This is a genomic window from Ruegeria sp. CDSC051, from assembly GCF_059610665.1.
Window position 1 is genome coordinate 910,537 of sequence record NZ_JBXWOC010000001.1, and the last position, 19,049, is coordinate 929,585.

Here is a 19,049-nt window from a genome sequence, read left to right on the forward strand (position 1 = left end):
GATGTTCTCATCCCTGTTCATCAGCCGGCCCAAGCTGGCCCTAGTTATTTCGCTTGTCCTGACGATCATGGGCGGGATCGGCTATATGGTTTTGCCGGTCGCCCAGTTTCCTGATATTACGCCACCGGTCGTCAGCGTTTCCGCCACCTATACCGGTGCCAATGCCGAAACGGTCGAGAACACCGTCGCCGCGCCGATCGAGGCGCAGGTCAACGGCGTGGATGACATGATCTACATGACGTCCACCTCTTCGGATAACGGCTCGTATTCGTTGAATATTACCTTCGAAGTCGGCACCGACCCCGACATTGCATCCGTTAACGTGCAGAACCGCGTTGCGCAGGCCATGTCTTCGCTTCCGTCAGAGGTGACTTCGTCGGGTGTCGTTACTCAGAAGGCATCGACCAATATGCTGATGCTGGTCACGCTGACCTCACCCAAAAGCACCTATGACAGTGTATTCTTGTCGAACTACGCTTCGATCAACCTGAAAGATGCGTTGGCACGGGTACAGGGTGTTGGTAAAGCCGATGTTCTGACTAACCTTGAATATGCAATGCGGATCTGGATGGATCCCGACAAGATGACCGCCCTGTCGATTTCACCGGGTGATGTCATAGACGCTATCCGAGAACAGAATATCGAAGTGTCTGCCGGTTCGATAGGCTCGCCTCCGGTCCCTGAGGGACAGACATTTCAATATACGATCAAGACCAAGGGCCGGCTGACCTCGGCCGCTGAATTTGGCAATATTGTCATCCGTACTGGTGATGCAGGGGCAATCGTACGCATAAGGGACATTGCCAGAACCGAACTTGGAGCGCAGTTCTACTCGGCTTCGGGCTATTTCCAGGCAGAACCCGCAACGGTTATCGGTATCTATCAAGCCCCCGGTGCCAATGCGTTGGCTGTTTCTGATCGTGTTCAGGCCGAATTGGACCGGCTGTCGCGTTCGTTCCCAACAGATGTTGAATATCAGGTACCCTTCAACACGACCGACTTCGTGGAACAATCTCTGAACGACGTGGTTTCCACCCTGATGCTGACGTTCGTTTTGGTGATTTCGGTCGTATTTGTCTTTTTGGGCAGTTGGCGTGCCACGATCATTCCGGCGGTTGCTATTCCTGTTTCGCTGATCGGGACGTTCGCGTTCCTGCTGGCGTTTGGGATGTCCCTGAACACAATTTCTTTGTTCGCGCTTGTACTGGCCATCGGGATCGTGGTCGATGATGCCATCGTGGTGGTTGAAAACGTTGAACGCATTATCGCCGACGAAGGGTTGTCCCCGCCTGAGGCGACACGGAAAGCAATGGGCCAAATCACCGGACCCGTCATCGCAACCACACTGGTTCTGCTGGCCGTTTTTGTGCCCGTAACCTTTATGCCTGGCATCTCGGGGCGACTGTATTCTCAGTTTGCAGTCACCATCTCGACTGCGGTCGTGATTTCTTCAATCAACGCTTTGACCTTGTCTCCGGCGCTTTGCGGATTGGTTCTGCGCGCACGCTCGGGTCCGCCCAAGGGTATTCTGGCCCTGTTTGAGCGTTTCATCGGAACGCTGCGTGACGGTTATGTTGTCATTGTGCGCAAACTGTTAATTCTGCCAGTCGCCGGACTGGGCGTCATCGTTGTTCTGGCAATGGGTACAGGGACGATCATGTCGAACACATCAAGCGGTTTTATTCCGCTTGAAGACAACGGCTATCTCTTTGTGGACATCCAGTTGCCAGATGCGGCAACGCTGGAACGCACCGAGACTATCGCAGGTCGGGTCGACGACCAGATCCGCGATATCTCGGGGGTTGCCAGTACAGTTTTGATCAACGGATTTTCGCTACTGAACGGCACAACCACAAATGGAGCGACCGTTTTTGTAAACCTCGACAACTGGGACGAGCGGCAAGATCCCGACCTGTCTGCCGATGCCATTCTGGGCAAGGTTCTAGCGATTGCAAATGGCGAATCCGCAGCTTCGATCGTGGCCTTCAACCCGCCACCGATACAGGGCCTCGGCATGTCAGCCGGTGTGGAAATGGAGGTTCAGCAAGTCGGGGGCGGTACGCCTCAGGATCTGGCCTCGGCCGTTGGGTCCTTCGTCTATGCTGCAAACCAGCGACCCGAGATTGGTCAGGCCTATACAACATTCCGGGCCAATGTTCCTCAGCTATTTGTCGATCTGGACCGTGAGAAAGCGAAAACCCTGGAAGTGTCTGTTGCTGAGATTTTTCAGACGATGCAAGCCCAACTAGGCTCGTACTATGTGAACGATTTCAACCTGTTTGGCCGCGTCTACCGCGTGATGATTCAGGCCGAGGGGAGCTATCGGAACAAGGTCGAAGATATTTCGAACCTGTATGTGCGCTCGACCAAGGGCGATATGGTTCCATTGGGTACGTTGATCGACGTGGAAAACGTGTTGGGGCCAGTCCTGTTAAAACGGCATAACCTGTTTCGTTCGGCAACTGTTACAGCTGTACCTGCGCCAGGGCTGTCCAGTGGCGACGCTATCACTGTGATGACAGAAGAATCCGCCAACGCCCTACCCTCGGGATACGCGTTTGAATGGACAGGTACCGCGCAACAGCAGCTTGCATCCGGCAGCCTTGTGATCATTATCCTCGGGCTTGCTGTCCTGTTCGCTTATTTGTTCCTGGTGGGGCAATACGAAAGCTGGTCGATGCCGGTGTCTATTCTTCTATCGGTTATCGTTGCCCTGTTCGGGGCGGTTGCGGCAGTGGCCATCGTGGGCAGCGACATAAACCTGTACACGCAGATCGGGATGATCATGCTGGTGGGGCTTGCGTCGAAGAACGGTATCCTCATCGTTGAATTCGCAATGGAACAGCGTGCCAATGGCCTTTCGATCAAAGATGCTGCAGCCGAAGCCGCCCATCAACGTTTCCGCGCGGTGATGATGACTGCCCTCTCCTTCCTGTTGGGTGTTGTACCGTTGCTTGCCGCGAACGGCGCGGGAGCGGCTAGCCAGAAGGCCATCGGTGTCGCCGTCTTTGGCGGAATGCTGGCGGCAACTCTGGTTGGCGTTATCCTTGTGCCGGTACTTTACGCCCTGATGCAGGGGCTGAGGGAATGGCTCAAAGGGACAAAGAACGACCCCGACCCTTCGGAAGAAGCCGCATAAATCAAAAAAAGCCCCGCCAAAAACGCGGGGCTTTTCTTTAATGGGCCAGGCGCTTTTCGATCCAGCGCTGGATGGCAGCGATCTGATCGGCATCAAGTCTTAGGCCCAGCTTGTTTCTGCGCCAGATGGCATCTTCAGCGCAGCGCACATATTCCTTGGTGACCAGCCATTCCATTTCGCGTTCGGTCAGAGTCGCCCCGAACTCTTCCCCCAGATCCTCAGCGGTCTTTGCATCGGCCAGAATAGCGCGCGCCTCGGTTCCATAGGCGCGCACCAGCCGTTCCGCCCATGTGCGATTCAAAAAGGCATAGTCGAATTCCAGACCGGCAATAAGGTCTTGCACTGCGCTAACGGGGAAATCGCCACCCGGCAAAGAAACACCAGCGGTCCATGGACCGGGCAAATCCGGGAAGTACTCAGCGATTTTCTCAAGCGCACTTTCGGCCAATCTGCGATAGGTCGTAATCTTGCCGCCGAAAACATTCAAAACCGGAGCGCCGCCAAGCCCATTGACCTTCAGAGTATAGTCTCTGGTCGCGGCCGTTGCGCTGCTGGCCCCATCGTCATACAGAGGGCGCACACCGGAATAAGTCCAAACGATGTCTTCGTGGGTCACAGGCTGCTCAAAATATTTTGACGCAAATGCACACAGATATTCCTGTTCAGACTCAGTACAGACTGGAGGAACCGATGGATCTGGGTGATCCTGATCAGTTGTTCCAATAAGGGTGAAATCTCTCTCATAGGGAATGGCAAAGATGATGCGCCCGTCTTCGCCCTGAAAGAAATAGCATTTGTCATGGTTGAATAACCTGTGGGTTACGATATGGCTGCCGCGAACCAACCGAACGCCTTCACGCGAGTTCACGTGGATTTTGTCCTGAATAATGTCCCCGACCCAAGGGCCACCGGCATTGATCAGCATCTTGGCCTGGACGACGCGCGTTTCATCACTCTGCTTGTCGCGGATCGTGACATGCCACAGGTCATCGACCCTTTCGGCAGACAGAACCTCTGTCCGGACCAGAATTTCGGCACCTCTGGCCTCGGCATCACGGGCGTTCAGAACCACCAGACGGGAATCCTCAATCCAGCAGTCGGAATATTCATAGGCAGTTTCGAACCTGTTCTGCAGCGGGCCGCCTTCGGGCGCAGACCGTAGATTCAGCGACGAAGTTCCCGGCAGAATTTTACGCCCCCCGAGGTGGTCATACATGAACAGGCCCAGACGGATCAGCCAGGCCGGGCGACGACCGCGCATCCAGGGCATCACCATGCTCAGCAGGCGCGATGTCGGCGTGTCCGAGTCAAAGCGCATCCCATCGTGGTACGGAAGCACAAAGCGCATCGGCCAACTGATATGCGGCATTGCCCGCAGCAAGGTCTCACGCTCGATCAGCGCCTCGCGGACCAGTCGGAATTCAAAGTACTCAAGATACCGCAGGCCGCCATGGAACAGTTTGGTCGAGGCAGAGGACGTCGCCGATGCCAAGTCGTTCATCTCGGCCAATGTCACCGACAATCCCCGCCCGGCCGCATCACGCGCGATCCCGCAACCGTTAATACCGCCACCGATGATGAATAGGTCAGTAACCTGGCCAGTCTGCTGTGCCATTTGCAGGTCAGTCCTTTTGCTGAAAACGTGCGGCAATTAACCCGTTCGATACTCGGTTCGTCAATGTGGATTTTCGTTTTTTTTCGCGTAACGAACAAGAATAGTGATTTTTTGTTGTTGTCCAAACGATGTTTGTTTTCTGCCGGTTGCAATATTGCGAAAAAAGGAACAAAAACGAAAGAACCCAATAACCGGAGCTTCCCTTGTCTCTTTCGTTCCGCCAGTCAGACATCATAGAAATCGCCAAGCAGAATGGTCGCGTCATGGTCGAGGATCTGGCGTTGCAGTTTGGTGTCACGGTCCAAACGATCCGGCGCGATCTTTCCGAGCTTGCGGAACTGGGCAAGCTGGACCGGGTTCATGGCGGCGCGGTCCTGCGATCCGGCGTTTCGAATATCGGTTACGAGGACCGGCGCGCCCTGAATGCTGAAATCAAGACCCGTATCGCACAGGTTTGCGCTGCCAACATACCGGATGGTGCATCGCTTTTTTTGAACATCGGTACATCGACCGAGGCTGTCGCGCATCAGTTGCTAAACCACAAAGATCTTATGGTGGTGACAAATAACATGAATGTCGCGCGTATCCTGGTGGAAAACACGAACTGCCAGATCGTCGTCGCCGGTGGTGTTCTGCGCCGGTCGGACGGTGGTCTGATCGGCAATCTGACCAATTCAACGATTGAACAATTCAAGTTCGATTATGCGGTAATCGGGTGTTCCGCACTGGACGCCGATGGTGATCTTCTGGATTTCGATTTCCAAGAAGTCCGTGTCAGCCAGACTATCATTGCACAGGCCAGACACAGCTTTCTGGTTGCCGATCATTCGAAATTTCAGCGCTCGGCCCCTGCCCGTATTGCCTCGATGTCCGAAGTTGACGTTTTCTTTACAGATCAACCTCTTCCAAGTGGGCTTGCACGTAAATGTAAGGAATGGGGAACGCGGGTCGTATACAGCGGCCGAACCACCGGAGATTCGCATTAAACGCGTAATTCCAAACGTGGTTCTTGTCATAGGCGACCGGCCCTGACAGTATCGCAACATATTGCAATCAGTGCACGGCAAGGGGGAGATCCGGGCCATGATCGCGCTTTTATTTGCGTTACTCACAGCCACTATGGGGCTGAATTATTATAGAAAAACCAAAGCGGCCAATGTTGTGTTCTTCATTACCATGGCCCTAAGTGTTTATTGGCTGAAGTTTCATGCCACCAGCCAACTGACCATTCAGCTGTAGGAGGCCACAATGACAGCCGAGCTTTCCCGCACCCTGAACGCGTTGGGAACCCTGGCGGTCAGCCTCGTTCTTGTACTGGCCTTCGGATACCAGCTGGCGCTGAACGAACTGCCCTGCCCGCTTTGCTTATTGCAACGGGTCGGGTTCGTAGCGGTGGGCGTTGGTTTGGGCCTGAACCTGCTATACGGAGCCCGGCCGCAGCATTATGCGTTGATGTTGCTTGCGGCACTGTTTGGGATCAGCGTTTCCGTTCGCCAGATCTTGCTGCATATCGTACCGGGTACCGGCCACTATGGTTCGCCTGTTTTTGGGTATCACTACTACACATGGGCCGCGATCTGCTTTTTTCTGATCCTGCTGGGCACGGCAATCTTGCTGCTTTTCGACCGTCAATATCAGGACACAACCGTCGATCAACCACGGTTCGGGGGCAATACGCTGGCCAAAACCGCGTTCTTTGTGATGCTAGGGCTGGCCGCTCTGAATGCGGGGGCGACCTTGTTGGAATGTGGCCCAGGTATCTGCGCTGACCCGCCAACAAGCTACAAATTGATTGACGAACTGGACACCAACAACTGAGGATGGATAAACCTTCCCTCATGGAGGCATCGGAATGGGACTACTGGGGCAGCCGCTAGGCTATTATGACTATCTGACATTTATCGCACTTATACTGCTGCTGGCCGCTGTAATGGCGCTGTTTCTGTTCATAATGGGACTGCCCGGCCGCATCGCAATCAAACGCAACCATCCCCATGCCGAGGCAGTCAAGATCATGGGCTGGATGGGGTTTCTGGCCGTCGTTCCCTGGATTCACGCCTTTATGTGGGCTTTCCACGATGCAGCCACAGTCGATATCCGCCGTTTGCCCGACGATGAACGCGATGCGATACGCAAGGATATCAAACGGTTGGGCGGTGAACTGACTGAAGAATATCGCGATCCGCTGGACCCGGACGAAACACAAAAAAGCTAAGGCTAAAGGAAGTCCCACAATATGTTTGTCGCTCTTGGCATTACGCTTTTCTACATCATTTTTGTCTGGCTGATCTTCTTCAAACTGCAATGGCTTAAGTTCAGTATCGCCTGGGGCATCGTTTCCTTCTGGGTGGGTGCTCATCTGTTATTGATCTTTATGGTTGCGCTGCGGTTCTTCCAGCCATTTTCGATCGACAGCCACGTGGTCCGCTCAACCATACAGATCGTGCCGCGTCTGACTGAACCAACCATCCTTTCCGAGGTTCTGGTCGAGCCGAATACAGAGGTGAAGAAAGGGGATCCGCTGTATCGGTTCGACGACACCGTCTTTGCGCTTGAATTCGAAGAGGCATCCGCACAGTTGGTTGCAGCCCAGCAGAACGCCAAAATTCTGGAACAGGATGTGATCGTCGCGGGTGAAGCCGTCGAGCGAGCCAACGCACAACTGGCATATGCGCTGACCCAGCAAGCACGGTATGAAAACCTTGTCCCAGCGGGTGGTGCCCGCGAGGATGAGCTGGATCGCTGGAACGAGCAGGTCACGGAAGATCAGGCCAAGATAAAAGAGGCCGAAGCCAATCTGGAAAAGGCAAAGCTGGCGCTGGATTCGCAGATCGACGGGGTCAATACCGGAATCGTTCAAGCTCAGGCTCAGTTGGAAAAGGCCCGGTACTTTCTGGACAATACTACGATCTACGCGCCCGAAGATGGTATGATCGTTTCACAACAGGCACGCCCGGGTCTGGTTGTCGGTGACATCCGATTGGGCGCAATCGCCAGCTTTGTGACCAAGGAAAATCCCTATATTCTCGCCACTTACCGGCAGCAAAACCTGAAATTTGTGAAACCCGGGCAACAGGTTGAGGTCGCGCTGGACTTATATCCCGGAGAAATCCTGACCGGCAAAGTCGAGGCAATCTGGTGGGCAACCCGCCAGGGTCAATATCTGCCATCAGGCCGCCTGCCCGGATTTGAACTGCCAAAAATTCCCGGACATATTGCCGTGCAGATTTCGGTCGAAATTCCAGATGGCCACGTCTTTCCCGCCGGTGGACATGCCGCGGTGGCAATCTATACCGGCCAGGGCAAAAGCTTTGAGTTCCTGCGGCGCATCAATATCCGCCTCTATTCCTTCGCAAACTTCATCCGACCACTGGACATTTAAGGACACGCTGTATGACACGGGCCAGGCTAAACCGCAGTTTGATGGGCACAGCCCTGTGTGCCGCGCTGCTGGTGGGATGCGCACCTGTCGGTCCTGATTTTGTGCGACCGAACTCTCCGGTCGTGAAGGAATGGATCGAGGTAAACAACCCTTCAGTCGGTGCCAGCGGCCTCACCTCGCGTAGTGCCCCTGTTGCAAAATGGTGGGAGACCTTCAACGACGCCACTTTGAACCGGTTGATCGCCGAAGCCTATGCCCAGAACCTGGCGCTACAGGTGGCCGGTGCACGCGTATTACAGGCCCGCGCACAGCTTGGGATTGCCTTTGGTGAGCTTTACCCCCAATCGCAGGCCATCGGAGGTTCGATCGAGCGGCGCCAGATCAGCGATAATATCGGGCCGATTTCCGATATCAATCGGATCATCCCTCTGGATACCGAATTCTCGACCTCGCAGGTTGGCTTCGACGCCCAATGGGAATTGGATGTGTGGGGGCAGCAACGCCGGGGTGTGCAGGCCGCACGATCCAATCTGGCACTTCAGGTCGCTAATTACGATGACGCTTTGGTCACGCTGACCGGCGATGTAGCAGCGTTATATGTAAGCTTCCGCGCGTTGCAAGAAACTCTGTTCGTGGCACGAGAGAATATCAAGCTGCAACAGGAATCGGTTGATCTGACGCAACTGCGTTTCAACAACGGCGTCACCACTGAATTGGATGTGCAAGAGGCCACCGCCCTGCTGAACAATACCATGGCGCTGGTGCCGGAAATTGAAAGCGATCTTCAACAGACCAAGAATGCTTTGGCTGTTTTACTGGGAACAACACCCTCGCGCATGGCCGGGTTGCTGGGTAATTCCGGTCGTATCCCTTCGGCCCGATCCAACGTCGCCGTTGGAGTACCAGCGGAATTGCTGCGCCGACGCCCGGATGTACGCGCCGCAGAACTGGCCGCTGCCACACAGTCTGCGCAAGTTGGGATCGCGATTGCTGACCTGTATCCCCAGTTCATCCTGTCCGGTTCGATCGGCCTGCAGGCCTCGGGCAGTCAGGACCTGTTTTCATCCGCCAGCAATACTGGGCTGGCCAGTGCCGGAGTGGTCTGGAATGTGCTGAATTATGGGCGGATCAAGAATAATGTCCGCGCCCAGGACGCAGCTTATCAGGCATTGATTGCGAACTATCAAAACACCGTCCTGACCGCTTATTCCGAGGTTGAAAGCGCCATGGTCGCCTATGCGCAATCACGCAAACAGGTGACATTCTACCAAAACAGCGTCACCGCATCGCGCAAAGCTGCCGAGATCGCGGTGAACCAATACCGGGATGGCATCGCCAGTTATTCCCGCGTTCTGAACACGCAAACCGCATTGCTTCGATCACAGGCCAATCTGATCGAAGCCCGCCAGCAGGTCTCGAGCAATCTGGTTGCAGTCTACAAAGGTTTAGGCGGTGGTTGGCAAATCCGGCAAAATCAGGAGTTCCTGCCGGAAACCGTGCTGGCCGAAATGGCCTATCGCACCGATTGGGGAGACCTGCTGCAACAGGCTCCGACCCAAGCCAGCCTGAACTGAGCGCTATTTCGTCAGACCGCGCAAGCCGCCCGAAATCAGAATGTTGACCTCGTAGAGAATACGCGGCGCGGCCAGTCCTCCGGGGCTGGCCAAATAGTTCGGGCTCCATTCTGGTTCAAATTTCTGCTTGAACGAGCGCAGCCCCTCGAAGTGATAAAACTGTTCGCCATGTTCATAGACAAAGCCGCCAATGCGGTTCCACAGCGATGCCAGTTGCCGGTTTTCGATCCCGGAAAACGGTGCCGCCCCCAGCGAGAACCAGTGGAACCCCTGCTCGGCCCCCCATGACATCATCTCGGCAAACAGCGCGTCCATAACAAAACTTGGGCTATCTGGTTCATACCGCATCAGATCCAGCGACAGTTCTGATTTTTGCCCGCCCTGAAACAGGTTAGCAAACGCGACGATCTCACCTGTTTCGCCATTCCGCAGCACCGCGTGGTCGAAATAGGACAGATAGGTTTCATCAAATCCGCCAAGCGCAAAACCTTTCTCGGCCCCAGCTTTTTGTGCCAGCCAGTCATCCGAAATCTTGCGCAACTCGGGCAGGATCGGGGTTAGTTCCTGTTTTGGAATAATCTCGAAAACATACCCTTCGCGTTCGGCCCGGTTCTTGGCTTGGCGGAATCGCTTGCGGGATTTGCCATCCAGCGAAAAGTCTTTCAGCGGCACCCGGGCAACCTCGCCGATTTTCAGGATCGACAGGCCCAGGTCCAGAAAGGTCGGCAGATACTTGGTCGAAACGCTGTAAAAGGCGCAGAGCTTCCCCTCACGATCCGCCATCTCGCGCAGCTGCCAGATCAGCTGTTTGCCGGCGGTTTCATCCCCTACCGGTTCGCCTTTGGTGACCAGCGCGTTGCCGGTGTCGGCATAGGCCAGAAAGGCGGTGTCATCCGGTGCGATCAGGAATTGCTTGTCCCCTGTCAGCGAGATCTGCGATTCCGTGTCTTCGCTTTCCATAACCAGACGCTCGACAACGTCGGGGATTTCGGTGCGGACCGGCGCGGGTATCTCGCGCCCGAACAGAGAGCTGATGGCAACCACCCCAAGGATCACCGCAACCACAAGGCTGGACCGCAGGAACCGCGAGGCATCACCGTCCCAGGCAAACTCCCACCACAGGGCGTTCTGATATTCAACATGGGAATAGGCAAACAGCCCCACCCAAAAGATCACGGCAAGCAAAGAGATGACGCTGACCAGCCAGGGAATGTTCAACCTGAAGATCGACGCGCCGCTAACTCGATAGAACGCGCCCCGGAACATCGCCAGCAGAGCGATAGTCCCCACCATGCTGAGCGCTTCGTGCGTATCCAGCCCCTTGGTCAGCGAGGCGACAAAACCGGCCACCATCAACAGCATGGCCACGACCCAGGCCCGGTAAAGCTTGCGAAACAGCCCCCGTGACACAAGGATCAGCAAGACCCCTACCGCACTTCCGGCCAGGTGGGACGCTTCGACAAAGGAAAGGGGCAGGAAATCCCGTAGCACACCCAGGTTACCGCTGCTTGCAGGCAACGCGCCGGAGACCAGAAGTATCACACCGGCCACTGCGGCCACGCCTGCGGCCACCATGGGCACGATCGGACGGATCACTCGATAAACCCAAGTGGCTGCACCAGTAATATGTCGCCGGTGGCTCAGCGCTGATGCCACAGCGATTGAAAGCGTGGCGATGAGGAAGGGAAGAAACGTATAAACAAGGCGATACAGCAACAGCGCGGCAATGACATCCGACCGGCCTGACGCGCCAAGTCCCGCGATCATAGTCGCCTCGAAGGCGCCAATTCCACCCGGCGCATGGCTGAGGATACCGACCGCAATCGCGCCAATAAAGATGGTGAAGAAATAGGGGTAGCCGATCCCAAGGTCTGTCGGCAGCAGCACATACAGAACCATCGACGCACCAAAAACATCGCCCAAGGCCGCCAGCGTCAGCAACCCGGCCAGTTTGCCGCCGGGAAGGTTAAATCCAACCCCGCCATAGGCCAGCCTGCGCCCGCCTTTCGACAGCCAGATGAACAGCGTTGCCAGAGCGATCAAAAGGCCCAATCCTATGACCGTCTCGACCGTATCGCTGATTGGCAAAACCTTCGATATCCCGTCGGGATGAAAGGTCAGCAAAGCCCCCAACAGCAAGGTCATGCCAGACCAGAAAGCGATCCACGAGGTCGCAATAACCCCAGCGACGCGCCCTAGATCCAACCCTAGAGACGCATAGATCCTGTACCTGATCGCCGTGCCCGTGATGTAGGAAAACCCAAGGCAGTTTGACACCGCATAACCACAGGCCCCGGCCATGCCCGCAACCGGCAAAGGGACCTCACCGTCGGCAACGCTCTGGACTGCAAAGACGTCGTATAAAGACAGGGAAACAAAGCTAAAAGCGGTCCAGCACAGGGCGATGAACAACAGCGTCCAAGAGGTGTTCGCCACATCCGTCTGAACGGATGACCATTTCACATGTGCAGACAGTTCATGCAGCACGGTCAGGGCGACCAGCATGACGATTACGGGAATGGCGATTCTGACCAGGGGTCGTTCCAGAAAACCGGATACTCTTTCGGCAAGTCTGATGGCCCAGAGTTCTTTGCCTGTATCCTGATCAGTCATGTGATTTCCCTGTTTCAGGTTTGCAGCTGCCTTTGCGCGGGTGGCGAACGCATCGCAACTTTTACACATATTCCTTGCTGCTCAAAGCACTACAGCAATCAGACGCGGCCTTTCCGAGTAGAAAGAAGCAAGTTGGTTTCGGATCGCGTAATCCCTTCGATCCTGCGGATGCGAAACAGGATTTCATCCAGTTCGGCCAGGGTCTCGGTCCCAATCTCGGCAATCAAGTCCCAACCGCCATTTGTCGAATGGACAGCCCGCACCTGTGGCATGGCGGCAATTTGGGCCATGGTGCGCTCGGTGCCGCGCCCTTCGATTTCCAGCATCATCAACCCTCTGACCGGGCTTTGCGCCACATCCTGCCGTGTCAGAACCGTAAAGCCCACAATCTCGCCGGATTGCTTCAAACGTTGCAGACGGCTGCGCACTGTTGTGCGTGTGACCCCCAGTGTTTCAGCCAGTTCCGAGAGTGAAGCACGGGCATCCCGGTGCAGAGCGCTGAGAAGCTTGCCATCCAAATCGTCCATTCAATACTTCCGTTATGTCACTTGCAGTTCCATTTTGAGCATTTTGATCCCTATCCGCAAGCCACATTGCCGGAGTAGTATTCCATATGGATACAAACAACGTAATTCTGGTTGGCGCCCCGATGGATTCGGGCAAGCGTCGACAAGGCTGCCGGATGGGCCCCGATGCCTATCGGGTTGCGGGGCTTCAATCAGCTCTTTCCGATCTCGGCCTTCACCTACGGGATCTCGGCGATATCACACCTGACATTCCGGATATGTCCGAACATTCGCATCTCTTCGCCCTGCCCGAGTGTGTCGGTTGGACCAAAGCTCTCAGCCGTGTTGCGCAGGAAGTCGCCCCACAAGGCCTGCCAATTTTCATGGGCGGCGATCATGCGCTTTCGATGGGCACGGTTTTGGGCATGGCACAGCACGCCGAGCGGATCGAACGTCCACTGTTCGTTCTCTGGCTGGACGCGCATAGCGATTTCCACACACCCGAGAGCACCGATAGCGGCAACCTGCACGGGACACCCGTAGCCTATTTCACCGGACAGCCCGGATTTGACGACTTCCCACCGGTTTCATCGCCAGTTCCGACCGACCGGGTCGGCATGATCGGTCTGCGCTCGGTCGACCCAGCCGAACGGGCTCGGCTGGAACAGGATCGCGCAATGCTGGCCGATATGCGAAGCATCGACGAAAACGGCATCAAAGCACCGCTGATGGCCTTTCTGGAGCGGGTCCGGGCAGCGGATGGCATCCTTCATGTTTCGCTGGATGTGGATTTCCTTGATCCGTCCATTGCTCCTGCAGTTGGCACAACAGTTCCAGGTGGCGCGACCGAACGCGAGGCCCATCTAGTGATGGAACTGCTGCACGAAAGCGGTCTTGTCTGCTCGCTGGATCTGGTAGAATTGAACCCGTTTCTGGACGAACGCGGCCGCACTGCAAAGCTGATGGTCGATCTGGCCGCCTCATTGCTGGGTCGCCGCATCTTTGACCGCCCCACCCGGAGCTTCTGATGCAATCTCTACAAGCCCCACCAGCCGTTGTGATGATCCGGCCCCATGCGTTTGCTTCGAACCCCGAGACACGCGACGACAATGCGTTCCAGACCTTGGCCAACCGCTCCGCAGCGGCCACGTCTGTCCAAGCGCGCGATGAACATGATCAGGCGGTGGCGCTGCTGCGCGATGCGGGTGTTAAGGTTCATGTCTTCGACGATTTCGGAGACCTCGACACACCAGACAGCGTATTTCCGAACAACTGGTTCTCGACCCATCCCGGCGGACATGTGGCAATCTATCCGATGTTTGTGCCGTCGCGCAGGCGCGAACGTCGCGCCGACGTCATAGAAATGTTGAAACAGGAGTATCGTGTTCAGGACGTGATCGATTATTCCGGGCTTGAACAGGACAGACTGGCGCTGGAAGGCACCGGAGCGATGGTTCTGGACCACATTGGCCGCGTGGCCTACACGGTCAAATCCAACCGCGCCGACCCCGTTCTGTTGGAGCGTTTCTGCACCCATTTCAACTATGAGCCCATCGCATTCGAGGCGCATGATGCCGCAGGACGTGATGTCTATCACACGAATGTTCTGATGGGCATCGGCTCCAAATACGCGCTGATCTGTCTTGATATGATCGCGGACCCCGAACGCCGCGCGACAGTGAAAGCCAGGCTGGAGGAATCCGGTCGCACGATCATTGACCTGACCCATGATCAGATCGCTGAATTTGCTGGCAACGCCATCGAACTGAGCGGCCAGAATGGTCCCGTGCTGGCGCTGTCCAGCCGGGCACTTGCCGCCCTGACCCCGGAACAAATCGTTACAATCGAAGCCAGCGCGACACCTCTGCCGCTTTCGATTCCCACCATTGAAACTGCCGGTGGATCCGTGCGCTGCATGATTGCGGGCATCCACCTGTCCCGCCGATAGGAGCCCCTAATGCAACCATCCGAAAAGGCCTTGGTGCCGTTTGTGTCTGTCGACAATATGATGAGACTGGTCCACCATATCGGCGTCGAACGTATGATCACCGATATTGCGGCGCAAATCGAAGCTGATTTCAAACGGTGGGAAAGCTTTGACAAAACACCCCGCATCCCTGCCCACTCGCCGCATGGGGTTATTGAACTGATGCCAACCTCAGACGGTGAGGCCTATGGGTTTAAATACGTCAACGGCCACCCCAAGAATACCTCCGAGGGCCTACAGACCGTTACCGCATTTGGACTGCTGGCAGACGTCTACACAGGCTATCCGACCCTGCTGACCGAAATGACCATGCTGACTGCATTGCGCACCGCAGCAACCTCTGCTCTGGTCGGCAGCTATCTTGCGCCCAAATCGGCCTCGACCATGGCAATGATCGGGAATGGCGCGCAATCCGAATTTCAGTGCCTCGCCTTCAAGGCCATGTGCGGGATTGATACTGTTCGCTTGTACGACACCGACGCGGCTGCCACCGAAAAATGTGCGGCCAACTTGGCGGGCTCTGGCCTCTCGGTCGTGAAATGCAAATCCCCTGAGGACGCCATCGAAGGCGCGCATATCATCACGACCTGCACGGCGGACAAGAAAAATGCCACGATCCTGACCGATAACTTGGTCGGCCCAGGCGTCCACATCAACGCGATCGGCGGCGACTGTCCAGGCAAAACCGAACTGCACAGAGATATCCTGCTACGCTCTGAAATATTCGTCGAATACCCGGAACAAACCCGTATTGAGGGCGAGATTCAGGCCCTTGAAGACGATCATCCCGTCACCGAGTTGTGGCAGGTCATGACGGGACAGGCCGAGGGTCGCAAAGATGATCGTCAGATCACGTTGTTTGACAGCGTAGGCTTCGCGATCGAGGATTTTTCAGCCCTGCGCTACATCCAGTCCGCAGTCCGGGGCACAGATTACTACGAACCCCTGGACATGCTGGCAGACCCTGACGATCCGCGCGATCTGTACGGAATGCTGATGCGAGCGAAATAGAGATACCCTGCCCCCAACGCGCCAGCCGGGGGCAGATATCACCAAAGATTGACTTCGCCAGATGCCAATTACCCAGCCAGCGAAGGCAGGTACAGAACGATGCCCGGAAAGGCGACCAGCAGCGCAATCGTCACGGCGTCGGCGATGAAAAACGGCGTCACGCCCTTGAACACGTCCTGAACGCTCAGATCAGGGCGGACGCCGGCAACGACAAAGCAATTCAAACCGATCGGTGGCGTGATCAGGCAGAACTCGGCCATTTTCACTACCAAAATACCAAACCAGATGGCGCACATCGGACCGGACATCCCAAACGTACTTTCCGCAGCGGTGACGGCCTCGCCCCCGTTCAGCGCCATAACTGCCGGATAGACAACCGGCAGAGTCAGCAGCAGCATCCCGATGGCATCCATGAACATGCCGAGCACCGCATAGGCCAGCAGGATGCAGATCAGGATCAGCATGGGTGACATCGTCAGCGATGTGATCCAATCGGAAAACGCGTTCGGCAAATCGGCGAATCCCAGGAACCTGACATAGATCAGCACACCCCAGATGATCGAAAAGATCATTGCGGTCAATTTGGCTGTCTCGAGCAGTGCGGATTTCAACTCTGCCCATCTCATGCCGTGGAACAAGGCGAAACAGAATACGATGAAGGCACCTATTGCCCCGCCTTCGGTTGGTGTGCCCCAGGCTTTCTCACCAAAGGGGTTATAGACAAAACAGATGATGATTAGGATCACCGCCACAATCGGCAGAGCGCCAGGCAGAGCGGCAAAACGCTGTTTCCAGGTAAAGCCAGTGACCGGTGGGCCGACATTCTTGAACACAACGGCGATGCCAACGATCAGCAAACCGTAAATAACTGCCGAAAAGGCGCCCGGTATGAACCCGGCGAGCAGCAGTTTGCCCACATCCTGCTCTACGATGATCGCATAAATCACAAGGATCGCAGAAGGTGGGATCAGCGAGGCCAACGTGCCGCCTGCAGCAACTACGCCCGCCGCAAATTGTTTGTTGTACCCGACCTTCAGCATTTCCGGGATCGCGATCCGGGCAAATACCGCAGATGTCGCGACCGATGCCCCCGAGACTGCAGCAAAACCAGCGGTGGCAAACACGGTTGCGACCGCAAGCCCACCCGGAACCCAGGCCACCCAGCGCTTGGCCGCCTCGAACAGCGCGCGCGTCAGGCCTGCGTAGTAGGCAAGGTAACCGATCAGGATAAAGGTCGGGATCAGGCTGAGCGTATGGGCTGCAACCTTGGAATGCGGCACTTGCCCTGCGGTTTTTACCGCAACGGTCAGCGCCTTGCCAAATCGGTCAGGATCATATCCGAATTTGGCCCAGAATATCCAAACCAGACCGATCAGCCCCGCCAAAGCCGCGGCAAAAGCCACACGCATTCCGGTGATAACCAGAACCAGCAGGCCACCGGTGACCCAGAGGCCAATCTCAATCGAGTCCATTTACTAGTCCTGCCCTTCGAATTGTTCGGCTTCAGCGGCAGCCTGCGCAGCAGCGTCCTGTATCATCGGCACCGCAACTGGGTTTTGTAGGCCCAGCACAAAGGCCCGTCCATAACCCCAGATTTGCAGCACAAGCCGCAAGCAAAGTACCGAAAACGCAATAGGTGCCAGTAACTTGGCAGGCCAGAGCGGGATGCCAATGTCGATCGAGCTGTCCCGGCTCCACAGAGGTGCGCCAAAGTCGAATGATCTGTCGAAATGGGACCAGCTGCCCCAGACCAATGCCAACATGAGCACCAGGATGAGAACGACCGAAATCAACTCGAACAGCCACAAAGCCCGTCCGTGTAGCCGCGAAATGACAATATCCATCCGGATATGGCCCCCATCGCGTTGTACGTAAGAGATACCTAGAAACGCAATCAAAGGCATGGCTTGCTCGATCCAATCGACATAGCCCGGCAATGGCGCGTTATAGGCGTTGCGCCCGCTCACCGAGACAACTGCCAGCACCATTAACCCGAACACGGCAATTCCGCTGATCAGTGCAAGCGTACGCTCGGCCCTTAACAGCAGCTGGTCCAGCCTGCTCAGACGGCTATCATCCGCAAGCACCGTCGCCTGTCCTGCCATTCCGCTGGCCCTTTCTGTATTGGAATCAGTGTCCGGGTACCGCGCTGGGTACCCGGAACGCGTGATCAGTTCCCGCCACGCTGTTGTTTCAGCGTCAGTTGAACAAGATCATATAGATCCTGCGCAGGCAGACCCTGCGCGGACATGTCAGCGATCCATTGCTCGCGGATCGGATCAGCAGCCTTGGTGCGGAATTCCTCCAGCACGGCCTCGTCGATCTGAACTTTCTGCACGCCTTTTTCGGTCAACACACCATCCCACTGCTCCAGCAGACCGCCGTAATTGGCGAGATAATGGGCAATGGCCTCGTCGACAGAACTGTTAAGCGCTTCACGATGTTCTGCAGGCAGCGCTTCGTAGGCGTCGATATTGACCACAACCGGACAGTTTACAGTGCCGGGGTTCAGGTTGGCTGTCCACCAGTCGGCTTCGTTGATGGTGCCGAAAGACAAATGTGCGTGCTGAGCAAAGGCCACTGTATCAACTACACCGGATTCCATCGCATTAAACGCCTCGGTCGCGGGCACCGATGTTGGAACACCGCCAACGGCCTCAAACGCCTTGCCCAGCCCGCCAGTCGCACGTACACGCATGCCGTCAAAATCGGCAAGCGTTGAGCGCGGATCACCGGTTCCAACGATATTATACTGGGGCATTGGCGACGTCATGATGATCCGGGCATTCCACTGAGCCATCTCATCCTTAACGGCGGGATGATCATATACAGCGTGGCTGACGGCCACCTCTTCTTCCAAATTGTTCACACCCAGGAACGGCAGTTCAAGTACAGTGATCGCCCGATTTTTGTCGCGGTGATAGCCTGCGCAGAACTGCGCCATTTCGAATGCACCGATCTCAATCCCGTCCAGATTCTCTTTCGGCTTTGACAGCCCGCCATAGCTGACATTGATCGTGAATTCGCCACCGGTTTTTTCGCTGACCAGTTCAGCCAGTTTCTCGACATGTTCGGTAAAGGCCCGGCGTTTGCCCCAGACCGAAGCATTCCATTCTGTTGCTGCAGCTTCGGTAACGAATGCAACAGTCAGGGCGGCGACGGCGGCACCGCTCAACATTTTAGTCATAGTGAATTCTCCCATTGATGCGCCCCCTTTTTTGG

16 protein-coding genes are annotated in these 19,049 nt (G+C 56.0%); 10 read left to right on the forward strand and 6 right to left on the reverse strand.

From position 1 onward, the window contains the following. Window position 1: 1 nt before the first annotated feature. Window positions 2–3,139, forward strand: a complete 3,138-nt coding sequence (locus AC2FH0_RS04635; RefSeq protein WP_496690692.1) for an efflux RND transporter permease subunit — start codon at window positions 2–4, stop codon at window positions 3,137–3,139. 37 nt (window positions 3,140–3,176) lie between these two features. Here AC2FH0_RS04635 and glpD read toward each other — a convergent pair whose 3' ends face one another. After that, window positions 3,177–4,754 carry a glycerol-3-phosphate dehydrogenase gene (gene glpD, locus AC2FH0_RS04640; protein ID WP_496700155.1) on the reverse strand — a complete coding sequence of 526 codons (1,578 nt, stop codon included), beginning with the start codon at window positions 4,752–4,754 and terminating at the stop codon, window positions 3,177–3,179. Between the two features lie 203 nt (window positions 4,755–4,957). Between glpD and AC2FH0_RS04645 the strand changes: the two genes are divergently transcribed. From AC2FH0_RS04645 to AC2FH0_RS04670, 6 genes are all read left to right on the forward strand, one after another. Then, complete coding sequence (locus AC2FH0_RS04645) at window positions 4,958–5,740, forward strand: DeoR/GlpR family DNA-binding transcription regulator (protein ID WP_271946633.1); 783 nt, start codon at window positions 4,958–4,960, stop codon at window positions 5,738–5,740. Between the two features lie 97 nt (window positions 5,741–5,837). Next, complete coding sequence (locus AC2FH0_RS04650; RefSeq protein WP_271946630.1) at window positions 5,838–5,993, forward strand: DUF5993 family protein; 156 nt, start codon at window positions 5,838–5,840, stop codon at window positions 5,991–5,993. A gap of 9 nt (window positions 5,994–6,002) precedes the next feature. Then, window positions 6,003–6,572, forward strand: a complete 570-nt coding sequence (locus AC2FH0_RS04655; protein ID WP_496788693.1) for a disulfide bond formation protein B — start codon at window positions 6,003–6,005, stop codon at window positions 6,570–6,572. 34 nt (window positions 6,573–6,606) lie between these two features. Beyond that, window positions 6,607–6,969 carry a DUF3302 domain-containing protein gene (locus AC2FH0_RS04660; protein ID WP_496690695.1) on the forward strand — a complete coding sequence of 121 codons (363 nt, stop codon included), beginning with the start codon at window positions 6,607–6,609 and terminating at the stop codon, window positions 6,967–6,969. Between the two features lie 21 nt (window positions 6,970–6,990). Continuing rightward, complete coding sequence (locus AC2FH0_RS04665; RefSeq protein ID WP_281994737.1) at window positions 6,991–8,136, forward strand: HlyD family secretion protein; 1,146 nt, start codon at window positions 6,991–6,993, stop codon at window positions 8,134–8,136. 11 nt (window positions 8,137–8,147) lie between these two features. Then, window positions 8,148–9,710, forward strand: a complete 1,563-nt coding sequence (locus tag AC2FH0_RS04670; protein ID WP_496690696.1) for an efflux transporter outer membrane subunit — start codon at window positions 8,148–8,150, stop codon at window positions 9,708–9,710. 3 nt (window positions 9,711–9,713) lie between these two features. Here the strand turns inward: AC2FH0_RS04670 and mprF are convergent, their stop codons facing one another. Together mprF and AC2FH0_RS04680 are read right to left on the reverse strand one after the other, a co-directional pair. Beyond that, a complete protein-coding gene (gene mprF / locus AC2FH0_RS04675; RefSeq protein WP_496709327.1) occupies window positions 9,714–12,323 on the reverse strand; it encodes a bifunctional lysylphosphatidylglycerol flippase/synthetase MprF in 2,610 nt (869 codons plus the stop codon). 98 nt (window positions 12,324–12,421) lie between these two features. Continuing rightward, a complete protein-coding gene (locus tag AC2FH0_RS04680) occupies window positions 12,422–12,850 on the reverse strand; it encodes an Lrp/AsnC family transcriptional regulator (protein WP_142634311.1) in 429 nt (142 codons plus the stop codon). An 86-nt stretch (window positions 12,851–12,936) separates the two neighbouring features. On the opposite strand from AC2FH0_RS04680, the gene rocF reads away from it, so the two are divergent. From rocF to ocd, 3 genes are read left to right on the forward strand one after another with little or no spacing between them, the layout of a single operon-like run. Next, window positions 12,937–13,857: an arginase gene (gene rocF / locus AC2FH0_RS04685; protein WP_271946613.1), complete on the forward strand. Its 921-nt coding sequence runs from the start codon at window positions 12,937–12,939 to the stop codon at window positions 13,855–13,857. Then, window positions 13,857–14,777, forward strand: coding sequence for a citrulline utilization hydrolase CtlX (gene ctlX, locus AC2FH0_RS04690; protein WP_496788695.1), 921 nt, complete (start codon window positions 13,857–13,859; stop codon window positions 14,775–14,777). The genes rocF and ctlX overlap by 1 nt, the downstream gene beginning before the upstream one ends. A 9-nt stretch (window positions 14,778–14,786) precedes the next feature. Continuing rightward, a complete protein-coding gene (gene ocd, locus AC2FH0_RS04695; protein WP_142634317.1) occupies window positions 14,787–15,827 on the forward strand; it encodes an ornithine cyclodeaminase in 1,041 nt (346 codons plus the stop codon). Window positions 15,828–15,895: 68 nt separating this feature from the next. Here ocd and AC2FH0_RS04700 read toward each other — a convergent pair whose 3' ends face one another. The 3 genes from AC2FH0_RS04700 to AC2FH0_RS04710 all read right to left on the reverse strand — a co-directional run bounded on the left by AC2FH0_RS04700 (window position 15,896) and on the right by AC2FH0_RS04710 (window position 19,014). Continuing rightward, the gene (locus tag AC2FH0_RS04700) at window positions 15,896–17,299 is read right to left on the reverse strand and encodes a TRAP transporter large permease (RefSeq protein WP_496709326.1); all 1,404 of its coding nucleotides are present in this window, start codon (window positions 17,297–17,299) and stop codon (window positions 15,896–15,898) included. A 3-nt stretch (window positions 17,300–17,302) separates the two neighbouring features. After that, complete coding sequence (locus tag AC2FH0_RS04705) at window positions 17,303–17,932, reverse strand: TRAP transporter small permease subunit (RefSeq protein WP_142634321.1); 630 nt, start codon at window positions 17,930–17,932, stop codon at window positions 17,303–17,305. 65 nt (window positions 17,933–17,997) lie between these two features. Then, window positions 17,998–19,014: a C4-dicarboxylate TRAP transporter substrate-binding protein gene (locus AC2FH0_RS04710; protein ID WP_496695146.1), complete on the reverse strand. Its 1,017-nt coding sequence runs from the start codon at window positions 19,012–19,014 to the stop codon at window positions 17,998–18,000. Window positions 19,015–19,049 lie beyond the last annotated feature (35 nt).

Coding starts and splice junctions, on each gene's coding strand:
- AC2FH0_RS04635 (WP_496690692.1), top strand. CDS start 2: ATGTTCTCATCCCTGTTCATCAGCCGGCCCAAGCTGGCCCTAGTTATT.
- glpD (WP_496700155.1), bottom strand. CDS start 4,754: ATGGCACAGCAGACTGGCCAGGTTACTGACCTATTCATCATCGGTGGC.
- AC2FH0_RS04650 (WP_271946630.1), top strand. CDS start 5,838: ATGATCGCGCTTTTATTTGCGTTACTCACAGCCACTATGGGGCTGAAT.
- AC2FH0_RS04655 (WP_496788693.1), top strand. CDS start 6,003: ATGACAGCCGAGCTTTCCCGCACCCTGAACGCGTTGGGAACCCTGGCG.
- AC2FH0_RS04660 (WP_496690695.1), top strand. CDS start 6,607: ATGGGACTACTGGGGCAGCCGCTAGGCTATTATGACTATCTGACATTT.
- AC2FH0_RS04665 (WP_281994737.1), top strand. CDS start 6,991: ATGTTTGTCGCTCTTGGCATTACGCTTTTCTACATCATTTTTGTCTGG.
- AC2FH0_RS04670 (WP_496690696.1), top strand. CDS start 8,148: ATGACACGGGCCAGGCTAAACCGCAGTTTGATGGGCACAGCCCTGTGT.
- mprF (WP_496709327.1), bottom strand. CDS start 12,323: ATGACTGATCAGGATACAGGCAAAGAACTCTGGGCCATCAGACTTGCC.
- AC2FH0_RS04680 (WP_142634311.1), bottom strand. CDS start 12,850: ATGGACGATTTGGATGGCAAGCTTCTCAGCGCTCTGCACCGGGATGCC.
- rocF (WP_271946613.1), top strand. CDS start 12,937: ATGGATACAAACAACGTAATTCTGGTTGGCGCCCCGATGGATTCGGGC.
- ctlX (WP_496788695.1), top strand. CDS start 13,857: ATGCAATCTCTACAAGCCCCACCAGCCGTTGTGATGATCCGGCCCCAT.
- ocd (WP_142634317.1), top strand. CDS start 14,787: ATGCAACCATCCGAAAAGGCCTTGGTGCCGTTTGTGTCTGTCGACAAT.
- AC2FH0_RS04700 (WP_496709326.1), bottom strand. CDS start 17,299: ATGGACTCGATTGAGATTGGCCTCTGGGTCACCGGTGGCCTGCTGGTT.
- AC2FH0_RS04705 (WP_142634321.1), bottom strand. CDS start 17,932: ATGGCAGGACAGGCGACGGTGCTTGCGGATGATAGCCGTCTGAGCAGG.
- AC2FH0_RS04710 (WP_496695146.1), bottom strand. CDS start 19,014: ATGACTAAAATGTTGAGCGGTGCCGCCGTCGCCGCCCTGACTGTTGCA.